General features: G+C 71.8%; 9 protein-coding genes. 8 read left to right on the top strand and 1 reads right to left on the bottom strand.

The window, feature by feature from the left end; genetic code table 11:
- Window positions 1-2: 2 nt before the first annotated feature.
- From ACFZCP_RS33560 to ACFZCP_RS33540, 5 genes are read left to right on the top strand one after another with little or no spacing between them, the layout of a single operon-like run.
- The gene (locus ACFZCP_RS33560) at window positions 3-950 is read left to right on the top strand and encodes an ABC transporter permease subunit (protein ID WP_391434864.1); all 948 of its coding nucleotides are present in this window, start codon (window positions 3-5) and stop codon (window positions 948-950) included.
- Complete coding sequence (locus ACFZCP_RS33555; protein ID WP_391434860.1) at window positions 947-1,912, top strand: ABC transporter permease subunit; 966 nt, start codon at window positions 947-949, stop codon at window positions 1,910-1,912. The genes ACFZCP_RS33560 and ACFZCP_RS33555 overlap by 4 nt, the downstream gene beginning before the upstream one ends.
- Window positions 1,913-1,959: 47 nt before the next feature.
- Complete coding sequence (locus ACFZCP_RS33550; RefSeq protein ID WP_391434857.1) at window positions 1,960-3,216, top strand: glycosyl hydrolase; 1,257 nt, start codon at window positions 1,960-1,962, stop codon at window positions 3,214-3,216.
- On the top strand, window positions 3,213-5,237 hold the full coding sequence (locus ACFZCP_RS33545; RefSeq protein WP_391434854.1) for an endo-beta-N-acetylglucosaminidase: 2,025 nt from the start codon (window positions 3,213-3,215) through the stop codon (window positions 5,235-5,237). The genes ACFZCP_RS33550 and ACFZCP_RS33545 overlap by 4 nt, the downstream gene beginning before the upstream one ends.
- 30 nt (window positions 5,238-5,267) lie before the next feature.
- Entirely contained in the window at window positions 5,268-8,288 is a 3,021-nt protein-coding gene (locus ACFZCP_RS33540) for a glycoside hydrolase family 38 C-terminal domain-containing protein (RefSeq protein WP_391434850.1), read from the top strand.
- Between the two features lie 193 nt (window positions 8,289-8,481).
- Here ACFZCP_RS33540 and ACFZCP_RS33535 read toward each other — a convergent pair whose 3' ends face one another.
- Complete coding sequence (locus ACFZCP_RS33535) at window positions 8,482-9,255, bottom strand: FCD domain-containing protein (protein WP_391434847.1); 774 nt, start codon at window positions 9,253-9,255, stop codon at window positions 8,482-8,484.
- Between the two features lie 164 nt (window positions 9,256-9,419).
- Between ACFZCP_RS33535 and ACFZCP_RS33530 the strand changes: the two genes are divergently transcribed.
- Genes ACFZCP_RS33530 through ACFZCP_RS33520 form a run of 3 tightly spaced genes read left to right on the top strand, consistent with a single transcriptional unit; the run spans window position 9,420 to window position 13,001 of the window.
- Window positions 9,420-10,493 (top strand): substrate-binding domain-containing protein, encoded by a 1,074-nt coding sequence (locus ACFZCP_RS33530; protein ID WP_391434844.1) that lies wholly within the window; start codon window positions 9,420-9,422, stop codon window positions 10,491-10,493.
- The gene (locus tag ACFZCP_RS33525; RefSeq protein WP_391434842.1) at window positions 10,490-11,983 is read left to right on the top strand and encodes an ATP-binding cassette domain-containing protein; all 1,494 of its coding nucleotides are present in this window, start codon (window positions 10,490-10,492) and stop codon (window positions 11,981-11,983) included. The genes ACFZCP_RS33530 and ACFZCP_RS33525 overlap by 4 nt, the downstream gene beginning before the upstream one ends.
- Window positions 11,976-13,001: an ABC transporter permease gene (locus tag ACFZCP_RS33520; RefSeq protein ID WP_391434839.1), complete on the top strand. Its 1,026-nt coding sequence runs from the start codon at window positions 11,976-11,978 to the stop codon at window positions 12,999-13,001. The genes ACFZCP_RS33525 and ACFZCP_RS33520 overlap by 8 nt, the downstream gene beginning before the upstream one ends.
- Window positions 13,002-13,026: the final 25 nt, after the last annotated feature.

Below are 13,026 nucleotides of genomic sequence, written 5' to 3'. Positions count from 1 at the left end.
CCATGGCCACCCCCACCGCCCCGCCCCCGACACGGCGGCACGCCCCGCACCGGACACGGCGGCCCGGCCCGCCCCGGATAATACGGCGGCAACTTCCCCTCAGCCCCTGGCTGTTCGCCGCCCCCGGGCTGCTGATCACCGGCGTCTTCGTGCTCTACCCGTTCGTCACGACGGTGGTGAACTCCTTCACCGACCGCCGCACCCTGATCCCGGGCCGCTTCGTCGGACTCGCCAACTTCCGCGAGCTGCTCCACGACGACATGTTCTGGACCGGCCTGCGCAACAGCACCCTGTACATCGTCGGGGTCGTGCCGGCCCTTGTGGTCCTGCCGCTGCTGCTCGCCCTGCTGGTGCAGAAGAACATCCCCGGCATCGCCTTCTTCCGGTCCGCCTTCTACACCCCCGTCGTCGCCTCCGTAGTGGTCGTCGGGCTGATCTGGGTGTGGCTGCTGGACGAACGCGGCCTGGTCAACTCGCTGCTGGAGACCGTGGGGATCGGGCGCGTCGGATTCCTCAGCGACCAGTGGCTGCTCCTGCTGAGCGCCATGGCCGTGACGGTGTGGAAGGGCCTCGGCTACTACATGATCATTTACCTGGCCGCGCTGGCGAACGTACCGCGCGAGCTGCACGAGGCCGCCGCCGTGGACGGTGCGGGCCCGGTGCGCCGCTTCCTCACGGTCACCGTGCCCGCCGTGCGCTCCACCATGGTGCTGGTCGCCGCGCTCTCCTCGGTCGCCGCGTTCAAGGTGTTCTCCGAGGTGTACCTGATGGCGGGCCCGAGCGGCGGCCCGGCCGGCGAGGACACCACCCTCGTCATGCTCGTCCAGCGCACCGGCACCGGCCTGACCGGCCGCGTCGGCTACGCCTCCGCCCTCTCCGTCGTCGTCTTCGCCGTCACCGTCGCCCTGATGCTGCTCGTCCTGCGCGCCGACCGCAGGGAGGAGTCATGAGCGTCCAGGAGAAGCAGAGGCAGAAGGAGAGGGAGAACGAGAAGAAGAACGAGCACGAGAAGAAGAACGAGACCGAGGTGCGGCCGCGGCAGGAATCCACCGTCCGTGAGCCGCGCGTCACCGACGAGTACGGCCGCCGGATCCGGGCGTGGGAGCTGGTCCTGCGCTACCTGCTGCTGCTCGTGGTCCTCGCCCTCACCGTCGGCCCCTTCCTCTGGCAGCTGTCCACCTCCCTCAAGGGGCCCACCGAGGACATCTTCAGCTCGCCGCCGACGTTCCTGCCGAGCCATCCCACCCTGCACAACTACGAGCGGGTCACGGACACCATCCCCGTGTGGGACTACGCACTGAACTCGCTGAAGGTCGCCGGCGCCAGTGTGGTGACCAACTGCGTCGGGTCGGCGCTGGCCGGGTACGCCCTGGCCCGGCTGCGCTACCGCGGCCGGGGCGTGACCACGCTGCTCTTCGTGCTGGCGATGCTCGTGCCCGTGGAGGGCATCGTCATCGCCCAGTTCACGACCATGCGGGAACTGGGCCTGAACAACACGCTCATCGGGGTCCTGCTGCCCGGCTCGGTGGGCGCGATGAACGTGCTGCTGATGCGCAACGCCTTCCGCAACCTGCCCTACGAGATCGAGGAGGCCGCCTACATCGACGGCGCCAACGTCTGGCAGCGGTTCCGGCTCATCTCGCTGCCGGCGGTCAAGGGCACCCTCGCCGTCGTCGCGATCTTCGCCTTCATGGGCGCCTGGGACGACTTCCTGTGGCCGCTCATCGTGCTCAGCGACCCGTCCCGGTTCACGCTCACCATCGGCCTCAACTATCTGCACGGCACCTTCGCCAACGACGAACGCCTGGTGGCCGCCGGCACCGTCATCGCCGTGGCACCGCTCATCGCCCTCTTCGCCTGCCTGCAGCGGTACTTCTTCCGCGGGGTCGGCGAGGGCGCCGTCAAGGGCTGAGCCCCGTACCCCGGCCGAGTCCCCGACCCCCGCAAGGACACAACCGCATGCCTCCTGCCGTGCGCTTCGGCGTCAACTACACACCCAGCGAAGGGTGGTTCCATCACTGGCTCGACTTCGACCTCGACTCCGTACGCGCCGACCTCGACGCGATCGCCGCCCTCGGCCTGGACCACATCCGGGTCTTCCCGCTGTGGCCCTACTTCCAGCCCAACCGCACCCTGATCCGCCCGCGCGCCGTCGAGCAGCTCGTGGCCCTCGCCGACGCGGCCGCCGAACGCGGCCTGGACGTCAACGTCGACGGCCTGCAGGGCCACCTGAGCAGCTTCGACTTCCTGCCCGCCTGGACGCGCACCTGGCACCGGCGCAACCTCTTCACCGACCCGGACGTGGTCGACGGCCAGGCCGCCTACCTGCGCGCGCTCGCCGCCGCCCTCGCCGACCGGCCCAACTTCATCGGCATGACCATCGGTAACGAGGTCAACCAGTTCGCCGCCGGTCCCCATCCCGACCCCGACCGGATCACGGCCGACGACGCCGAACGCTGGCTCACCCGGCTGCTCGCGGCCTGCGCCGAGGGCGCCCCGGACCGGCTGCACCTGCACGCCTCGTACGACGCCGCCTGGTACCAGGACGACCAGCCCTTCACCCCCGGCCACTCGGCCCGCCTCGGCGCCATGACCGCCGTGCACTCCTGGGTGTTCAACGGCACCGCCCAGCGCCACGGCCGCACCTCCGTGCCCACCGAGCACCACGCCTCCTACCTCGTCGAGCTGAGCAAGGCCTGGGCCGAGGACGCGCACCGGCCCGTGTGGCTCCAGGAGGTCGGCGCACCCGCCCCCCTCGTAGAGGCCGAGCACGCGGCCGCCTTCGCCGAGGCGACCGTGGCGAACGTCCTGGACTGCCCCGACCTGTGGGGCGTCACCTGGTGGTGCTCCTACGACGTCTCCCGCGACCTCGCCGACTTCCCCCCACTCGAATACGGGCTCGGCCTGCTGACCAGCGACCGGCGGCCCAAGGACCTCGCGCAGGTACTGGCCGACGCGGCCCGTCGGGACCACGATCCGCCCGCCGTGCGCGCCACGGCCCTCGTCGTGCCCGCCGACCCGGCCCAGCGCTCCCGCTGCGCCCCCGGCGGGCCCGTCTTCGACGCCTTCTTCCGGCTCGTCGCCGACGGCGCCCGCCCCACGACCGTCCTGGACTCCCGCGCGGACGACAAGGACCACCTCGCCGCGCGCGGCATCACCGAAGCCGTCACTCCCGACCAGGTACTCCCCACCCCCCAAGGAGGCACTTGCTCGTGAAGCCCACCCGACGCACCGTCCTCATCGCCGGCGCCGCCGCGGCCCTGCTCCCGGCCGCCCCGGCCCTGGCCGCCGCCCGTCCGAAATCCGCCGCCCGTCCGAAGGCGGCCGCCACCGCGCCGTACGCCTCGTACTGGTACCCGGACTCCCTCCCGTCCGGCAGCCCCGGCGCCGGCATCACCTGGCGCAGTCTGAAGAGCTGGAGTGCGGACGGCGACCCCGACCTGGCCTTCAACGCCGCGTCCGTGCCGCTCGCCGCCCGCTTCACCCCGAGCCCGGCCAACACCACCGCCCGCACGGGCCAGGCCCGCATCCAGTCCCTGGTCTCCTTCGGGCCGACCTCCGGCAACCCCTCCCAGGGGTCGGCCACCGCCGACTACTACGCCCCCACCCACTGGTCCTACCTGGACGAGCTGGTGTTCTGGGGCGGCTCGTCCGGCGAGGGACTGATCCTGGCGCCGAACGCCCCCGTCGTGGACGCGGCGCACCGGCACGGGGTGCCCGTCCTCGGCAACATCTTCCTGCCGCCCACCGCCTACGGCGGGCAGCTCCGGTGGACCCGCGACCTCGTCCAGAAGGACTCCTCCGGGCGCTACCCCCTCGCCGCGCAACTCGTCGCGGTCGCGGCGGCCTACGGCTTCGACGGCTGGTTCGTCAACGCCGAGACGGGCGGCGGGAACACCGCGCTCGGCGCCGCCATGCTCGCCTTCGTGACGGAGCTGAAGGCGCTCGCGGCGTCCGAGGGACAGCGGGTGACCTGGTACGACGCGATGACCGTGAACGGGACCGTCAGCTGGCAGGGCGCGCTGAACAGCCAGAACCAGGCCTTCTTCCAGGCCTCCGACGACATGTTCGTCGATTTCCGCTGGAGCGCGTCGACCCTGGCCTCCTCCGGCACCAGGGCCGGGCAACTGGGCCGCACCCGCTACGAGTTGTGGGCGGGCGTCGACGTCGAGTCGGGCGGCTCCGGCACGTCGGTGAACTGGGACGCGATCGTGCCGGCGAACAAAGCCCACATCACCTCGATCGGCTTCTACCGGCCCGAGTGGACCCGCAACCACCTGCCGGACGGACAGCGTGTGCCGGGGGACTTCCACGCGGCCGACGACCGGTTCTGGACCGGCCGCTCGCTCGATCCCGCACGGCCCGACCCGAGCGATCCGTGGCGGGCCCCGGCGGTGTCGGTGGCGGACCGGTCGACGGTGTCCTCGATGCCCTTCGCGAGCGTGTTCAACACCGGTCACGGACTGCGCTGGTACGAGGACGGGGCCGTCACCTCGGACACGGCCTGGAACCATCTCGGACTCCAGGACCGGCTGCCCTCGCGGCAGTGGATCGTGCGGACCACGGGGCAGCGGCCGGCCGTCTCCTTCGACTTCGCGGACGCGTGGCGGGGCGGCAGCAGCGTGCTGGTCGCCGGTGAACCGGATCGGCCCACGGTGCTGGACCTGTACGCGACCCGGCTGCCGATCGGCGCCGGGACGGTGGTCGAGCTGACCCACCGCACCGACGCCGGGCGCGTGAACGTCGAGCTTGCCGTGGCCACCGCCGAGCCGGGCAGCGCCGGCGCGACACCGCCGTACACCTATCTGCCGGTGGAGCCGGACTCCACCTGGCGGACCTCGACCGTACGGCTCACCGGGCTGTCGGGCACGGTCCACGCCCTCGGCGTCCGCCTCACCGCACCGGACGGCGGCCTCGTGCGCTGGCGGCTGGGCGGCCTCGCCGTCCGCGACACCGTCGCGGCCCCGGCGGCCCCCGCGGATCTGCGGATCACCGCCGCCTCGGGCGGCGACCTCCGCTTCGCCTGGGGTACGGCTCACGGCCCCGTGCGCCACTACGAGCTGCACCGCCTCCTGCCCGACGGCACCCGCCGCTTCCTCGGCGGCACCTGCCAGTGCGCCTACTTCGTCTCCGGCCTGCAGCCCGCGCCGGGGGAGACGGCCGCACGATTCGAACTGCGCTCGGTGGGGGAGCTGTACAACGCCTCGACTCCCGTGACCGTCACCCACCCCTGGTAATCATCCGGAACCCAGCAGGGAGCACCCCACATGCATGACGACCGCAATCTGGTCGAAGCCCGCCTCCGGCGCGTCCTCGACGAACGCATCCGCCCCGCCGTGTATCCCGAGTCCGTGCCGCTGCAGGTAGCGGTGTGGCACGCGCCGGGCGAGCCGGTGCCGGTCGCCGAGGGACTGGCGGCCGAGCCCGCGCCGATCGAGGTGGGCTCCCGGTGGGGTGCTCCCTGGGGGACCAGCTGGTTCCGGGTGACCGGGACCGTGCCCGAGGCCTGGGCCGGCCGGACCGTGGAGGCCCTGCTCGACCTGGGCTTCGACGAGAACATGCCCGGCTTCCAGTGCGAGGGCCTGGTCTACCGGCCCGACGGCACCCCGGTGAAGGGCCTCAACCCGCGCAACCAGTGGGTGCGCATCGGCGCGCCCGTCGCGGGCGGCGAGGAGGTGCGCCTGCACATCGAGGCCGCCTCCAACCCGGTCATCCTCGACTACCACCCCTTCAGGCCCACGCATCTCGGGGACAAGGACACCGCCGGGCACGAGCCGCAGTACACGCTCACCCGGATGGATCTCGCCGTCCTCGACGAGACCGTGTGGCAGCTGGTGCTGGATCTGGAGGTGCTCGGCGAGCTGATGGCCGAGCTGCCGGCGGACTCCGCGCGCCGCTGGGACGTCCTGCGCGCCGTCGACCGGGCCCTGGACGCCGTCGACCTGCAGGACGTGGGCGGCACGGCGGCCGCGGCCCGGGAACGGCTCACCGGGGTCCTGTCCGCCCCGGCCGTGCCGTCCGCGCACCGGATCAGCGCCGTGGGGCACGCACACATCGACTCCGCCTGGCTGTGGCCGCTGCGCGAGACCGTGCGCAAGGTGGCCCGTACGACGTCCAACATGACCGCCCTGATCGAGGACGAACCGGAGTTCGTCTTCGCCATGTCGCAGGCCCAGCAGTGGGCGTGGGTCAAGGAGCACCGGCCCGAGGTCTGGGCGCGGGTGAAGAAGGCGGTCGCCGAGGGGCGGTTCGTGCCGGCGGGCGGGATGTGGGTCGAGTCGGACACCAACATGCCCGGCTCGGAGGCGATGGCCCGTCAGTTCGTGCACGGCAAGCGGTTCTTCCTCGACGAGTTCGGCATCGAGAACGAGGAGGCCTGGCTGCCCGACACCTTCGGCTTCGCCGCCGGGCTGCCGCAGATCATCAAGGCGGCCGGGTCCAAGTGGCTGCTGACACAGAAGATCTCGTGGTCGCGGACGAACACGTTCCCGCACCACACCTTCCAGTGGGAGGGCATCGACGGCACCCGGATCTTCACGCACTTCCCGCCTGTCGACACCTACAACTGCTCGATGAAGGGCAGCGAGATCGCCCACGCGGCGCGCAACTTCAAGGACAAGGGCCGGGCCCGGCACTCCCTCGCACCGACCGGATGGGGCGACGGAGGCGGCGGCACGACCCGGGAGATGGTCGCCAAGGCGGCCCGGCTTCGCAACCTTGAGGGCTCGGCGGCCGTGGTCTGGCAGACACCCCGGGCGTTCTTCGAGAAGGCCGAGGCCGAATACCCCGAACCGCCGGTCTGGGTGGGCGAGTTGTACCTGGAACTCCATCGCGCGACGCTCACCAGCCAGGCGCGGACGAAGCAGGGCAACCGCCGCAGCGAACACCTGCTGCGCGAGGCCGAGCTGTGGGCGGCCACCGCGGCCGTTCGCGCCGGATTCCCCTACCCGTACGAGGAGCTGGACCGGATCTGGAAGACGGTCCTGCTGCACCAGTTCCATGACATCCTGCCCGGCTCCTCCATCGCCTGGGTGCACCGGGAGGCGCGGGCGACGTACGAGCGGATCGCCGCCGAGCTGGACGGCATCGTCGGGGCGGCACAGCGGGCGCTCGCGGGCCGGGGCGAGATGCCCCTCGTGTTCAACGCGGCCCCGCACCCGCGTGCCGGTGTCCCGGCCGCCGGGGCGGCGACCCCCCAGGCGCAGGGCGCGACGACGCTCGTACCCCGCCCGGACGGCGGACACGTCCTGGACAACGGCCTGCTGCGGATCGAGATCGACGCCCGGGGCCTGGTGGTCTCCGCCCGTGACATCGGGGCCGACCGCGAGACGATCGCCCCCGGCACCGCCGCGAACCTCCTCCAGCTCCACCCCGACTTCCCCAACATGTGGGACGCCTGGGACGTGGACGAGTTCTACCGCAACACCGTCCAGGACCTCACGGACGCCGACGCGGTGACGGCGGGCCAGGACGGTGCCTCGGTGCGGATCGTGCGGTCCTTCGGCTCCTCCCGGGTCATCCAGGTGCTGACGCTGCCGCCGGGGGAGCGGCGCCTGGAGCTGGACACCGAGGTCGACTGGCACGAGACGGAGAAGTTCCTGAAGCTGGCCTTCCCGCTCGACCTGCACGCCGAGCGGTACGCGTCGGAGACCCAGTTCGGGCACTTCCACCGGCCCACCCACACCAACACCTCCTGGGAGGCCGCCAAGTTCGAGGCCTGCAACCACCGCTTCGTGCACCTGGCCGAACCCGGCTGGGGCGTCGCCGTCGTCAACGACTCGACGTACGGCCACGACGTGACCCGCACGGTGCGCACCGGCGGCGACCGCGGTACGACCACCACGGTGCGGGTCTCCCTGCTGCGCGCCCCGCGCTTCCCCGACCCGGAGACCGACCAGGGCGTGCACCGCTTCCGGCACGCGCTGGTCCCCGGCGCCCAGATCGCCGACGCGGTCCGCGAGGGGTGGCGGATCAACCTGCCCGAGCGGCGTACGACCGGTGCCGCCGAGGTCGCCCCGCTGGTGACGGCCGACCACGAGGCGGTCGTCGTCACCGCCGTGAAGCTGGCCGACGACGGCAGCGGTGACGTGGTGGTGCGCTTCCACGAGGCGCACGGGGGCCGGGCCCGGGCGACGCTCACGGCCCACTTCGCGGTCGCGGACGTCACCGTGACGGACCTGCTGGAGCGTCCGGCCGGCGACGCGGAGCCGCCGGCCGTGGACGGCGAGCGGATCACCGTACGCCTGCGGCCCTTCCAGCTGATGACGCTGCGGCTGCGGAGGGCCTGAGGCTCGGCGCGCGCCCTGCCCGGTCCGGCCCGGCTGCGGCGGGCCTGAGGCCGCCCGGGCGGCTACGGCGGGCCTCCTCCAGCGGTAAAGCCGACCCCTGCCTGCCGCAAAGGGAAGCCCGCCCTTAACCTCGTGATCGTCACGTTCTGACTGTCCTGTTCCGCCGTCACGTTCCGGCCGTGCCGCTTCGCCGTCATGTTCCGACCGTGCCGTTCCGCCGTTGTGGACGACCGCTCGCCGAGCTGTCGTCCACGACGTGTCCGCCCTGACTCCCGAGCTGGGCCCGCAGCCACTCCTCCACCTCGCCCACGTGCGCGGCCGCTGCCGCCCGGGCGGCTTCCGGGTCGCGGGCGGCCAGGGCGCGGTGGATGGCGGCGTGTTCGCGGCGGGTGCGGGCGAAGGCGCCCTCCTCCTGGTAGCCACGCCAGACCCGGGCCCGGAAGGTGCGCGAGGACAGGCCCTCCAGGATGGCGGCCATCGTGTCGTTGCCCGCGGCCGCCGCGATCTCGCGGTGGAAGGCCAGGTCGTGGGCGAGGATCTCCTCGGGATCGTCGGTGGCGTTCATCGCCGTCAAGTGCTTCTCGACCTCGGCGAGTCGGTCGTCGGTGATCCGGGCCGCGGCGAGCGCGGTCGCGGTCGACTCCAGGATCCGGCGCACCTCCAGCAACTCCACCAGCCGTGGCCCCCGGGACAGGTCGGCGACCACGCCGAAGGTCTCCAGCAGGTCGCCGGCCTCCAGCGCGGTGACGTAGATCCCCGAGCCGTGCCGGGCCTCCAGGACGCCCAGGACCGTCAGCGCCCGGATCGCCTCGCGCATCGAGCTGCGCGAGATGCCCAGCTGGACGGCGAGATCCCGTTCGGTCGGCAGGCGCTGTCCCGGCTCCAGAGCCCCCTCGGCGATCATCGCCTTGATCCGCTCGATGGCGCGCTGGGTCACCGTGCCCTTCTGTGGTGCTTCCTCGTCCACGCCATTCCTCCCGTCGCTGGGTGCGTCGCAGTCTAACCAGCGGAGTGGTCCGACCACTATGCATCGGAGAGTGGAAAACCTGGCGCAGAAGGGTGTTCCGGCGCCCGAGTGGTCTGATAAGTATCCAGGCATCTGCTCGAACACCCTCGACGAGGAGCCGCGAGATGCCCGCCAGAACAGCGAGGAAGCACAGCAGGTCACGGATCACGTGCGCGGCGGCTCTGGCCGCCTGCGCCTCGCTGCTGCTCCCCGCGTGCGGCAGCACGAAGGACACCGGTGCCGACGGCGCGGCAGGCGCGGGCGGCACCGGCAAGGTCGGGGTGGTCCTGCCCCTGCTCACCTCGCCGTTCTGGCAGTCGTACAACGACTACGTGCCCGGGATGGCGAAGTCCGAGGGCGTCGACGCGCTGAAGACGGTCAACTCCAACAGCGACCCCTCGCAGCAGATCACCGACATCAACAACGAACTCAACCAGGGCGTGAAGGGGCTGGTCGTCGCGCCCCTGGACAGCGCCGCCATCCAGGCCGGGCTCGACCAGGCCGAACGCAAGGGCGTCCCCGTCGTCGCCGTGGACGTCGCGCCCGACAAGGGCAAGGTCGCCATGGTGGTGCGCGCCGACAACGTCGCCTACGGCGAGAAGGCCTGCGACTACCTCGGGCAGCACGTCACCAGCGGCAAGGTCGTGCAGATCATGGGCGACCTCGCCTCGGTCAACGGCCGGGACCGCTCCGAGGCCTTCCGGGCCTGTGTGAAGAAGAAGTACCCGAAGCTCAAGGTGCTGGAGATCCCCGCCAAGTGGGAGTCCGACACCGCGGCCGCCCGACTCGACACGCTGCTGGGCGCCGACCCCGACATCAAGGGCATCTACCTGCAGGCCGGCGGCGTGTACCTGGCGCCGACCCTGCAGACCCTGAAGTCCAAGAACATGCTGAAGACGGCGGGGAGCAGGGGCCACATCGTGATCGTCTCCAACGACGGCATCCCGCAGGAGTTCGACGCCATCCGCAAGGGCGAGATCGACGCCACCGTCTCCCAGCCCGCCGACGCCTACGCGAAGTACGGCATCTACTACATCAAGGCGGCGATGGCCGGGAAGACGTTCCGGCCCGGACCCACCGACCACGGCTCGACCATCGTGAAGCTGCCCAGCGGCATCCTGGAGGACCAGCTGCCCGCGCCGCTGGTCACCAAGGAGAACGTCGACGACCCCAAGCTCTGGGGCAACACGGTCAAATGAGCGCACCTCTTGTTGAAGCCGAGGGCATCGTCAAGCGGTACGGCCCCACCATCGCCCTCGCCGACGGCCGCCTCACCGTGCAGCCCGGCGAGTCCCACGCACTGGTCGGCCGCAACGGCGCCGGCAAGTCCACCCTCGTCGGCGTCCTCACCGGACTCCAGGCCCCGGACGAGGGCACCGTACGCTTCGACGGCGAACCCGCGCCCGCACTCGCCGACCGGGACGCCTGGCGCCGCAAGGTCGCCTGCGTCTACCAGAAGCCCACGGTCGTCCCGGAACTGACGGTCGCCGAGAACCTGTTCATCAACCGGCAGCCACTGCGTCGCGGGTTCATCAGCTGGCGCCGGCTGCGCACCGAGGCCGCCGAACTGCTCGCCACCTGGGACGTGCGCGTCGACCCCGAGGCCCGCACCGCCGACCTCAGGGTCGAGGACCGCCAGATGGTCGAGATCGCCCGCGCGCTGAGCTTCGGAGCCCGGTTCATCGTCCTGGACGAGCCGACCGCCCAGCTCGACAACCGGGAGATCGAGCGGCTGTTCGGCCGGATGCGTGCCCTGCAGGACTCCGGGGTCACCTTCCTGTTCATCTCTCACCACCTTCAGGAGGTGTACGAGGTCTGCCAGACGGTCACCGTGCTGCGCGACGCCCGCTGGATCACCACCGCCCCGGTCGCCGAACTGCCCCGGGCCGCTCTGGTGGAGGCGATGGCCGGGGAGAGTGTCGCCGAGCGGGCCCGGGGCGCGCGGGAGACGGTGGCCGACGACGCACCGGTCGCCCTCGCGGTGCAGGGGCTCGCGGCACCCTCGTACCGGGACATCGACCTCACCGTCCGGCACGGCGAGGTCGTCGGACTCGCCGGCTCCAGCGGCAGCGGGAAGATCGAGCTGGCCGAGTCCCTCGCCGGACTGCACACCCCGACGAGCGGCACGGCCCGGGTCGACGGCAGGCCGCTCCCGTTCGGGGACGTCCAGGCGGCCCTCGGGGCCGGTGTCGGCTGCGTACCCCGCGACCGGCACGAACAGGGCCTGGTCACCGGGATGAGCATCGGCGACAACGCCACCCTCGGCGTCCTCGGCCGCCTGGGCCGGTACGGCTTCGTCGGCACCCGGCGCAAGCGTGCCGTTGCCGCCGACCTGATCGAACGCCTCGACATCCATGCCGAGGGCCCCGACCAGCCCGTCGGCGACCTCTCCGGCGGCAACGCCCAGAAGGTCGTCATGGCCCGCGCCCTCGCCTGCGACCCCCGGCTGCTCGTCCTGATCAACCCCACCGCGGGCGTCGACGTGAAGTCCAAGGAGTCCCTGCTGGCCCGCGTGGACAACGCCCGCGAGGACGGCACCGCCGTACTCGTCGTCTCCGACGAACTCGACGACCTGCGGCGCTGCGACCGCGTCCTCGTCCTCTTCCACGGCCGGATCGTCGCCGAGCACCCGGCGGGCTGGCACGACCACGAGCTGATCGCCTCCATCGAAGGAGTGGACCATGGCTGACACCAAGGCCCCGCCGCTCACGCCCGTCAAGGTCCAGGGCGCCCGCTCGGCCAAGGCCGCCCTGCTCCGCCGCGCCCGTGAACTCGCCCTGGTCCCCGCCTTGTTGCTGCTGATGGTGCTGGGCGCGTTCGTCAACGACTCCTTCCTCACCGAGCGCAACATCATCTCCATCCTGGGTGCCTCCGCGGCCCTGGCCATGGTGGTGCTCGCGGAGTCGCTCGTGCTCATCACCGGCAAGTTCGACCTGTCGCTGGAATCGGTGGTCGGCATAGCCCCCGCCGTCGGCGCCCTGCTCGTCCTGCCCGCCGCCCAGTCCGGCTGGGGCACCCGGTGGCCCACCGCGCTCGCCCTGATCGCGATCCTCGCCGTCGGCGCGGCCATCGGCGCCCTCAACGGCGTCCTCGTGGTGAAGTTCAAGCTCAACGCCTTCATCGTGACCCTGGCGATGCTGATCATCCTGCGCGGGCTGCTGGTCGGCGCCACCAAGGGCAAGACGCTGTTCGGGATGCCCGACGCGTTCTTCACCCTGGCCACCACGACCTTCCTGCGCGTTCCGATGTCCGTGTGGCTGGCGGCGCTCGCCTTCGCGGTGAGCGGTGTGGTCCTGCGCTACCACCGGGTGGGCCGCGCCCTGTACGCCATCGGGGGCAACGCGGAGGCGGCCCGCGCGGCCGGTGTCCGGGTCGAGCGCGTGATGCTCGGCGTGTTCGTGGTGGCAGGAGTCCTCGCCTCCGTCGGAGGACTCCTGCAGACCGGGTACGTCGGCGCGATCAGCGCCAACCAGGGCAACAACATGATCTTCACCGTGTTCGCGGCGGCGGTGATCGGCGGCATCAGCCTGGACGGCGGCAGGGGCACCATGGCCGGCGCCCTCACCGGCGTCCTCCTGCTGGGCGTCGTACAGAACCTGCTGACCCTCGCGCAGGTGCCGTCGTTCTGGATCCAGGCCATCTACGGCGGAATCATCCTCGTCGCCCTCATGATCGCCCGCGTGACGACGGGCCGGGCCCAGGACTGAACCCCGGTGCCCGACCGCCCACCGA

The sequence above is a fragment of the Streptomyces sp. NPDC007971 genome, from assembly GCF_042958635.1.
Lineage (GTDB): Bacteria > Actinomycetota > Actinomycetes > Streptomycetales > Streptomycetaceae > Streptomyces.
This window is presented reverse-complemented; position numbering and strand designations above follow the sequence as displayed.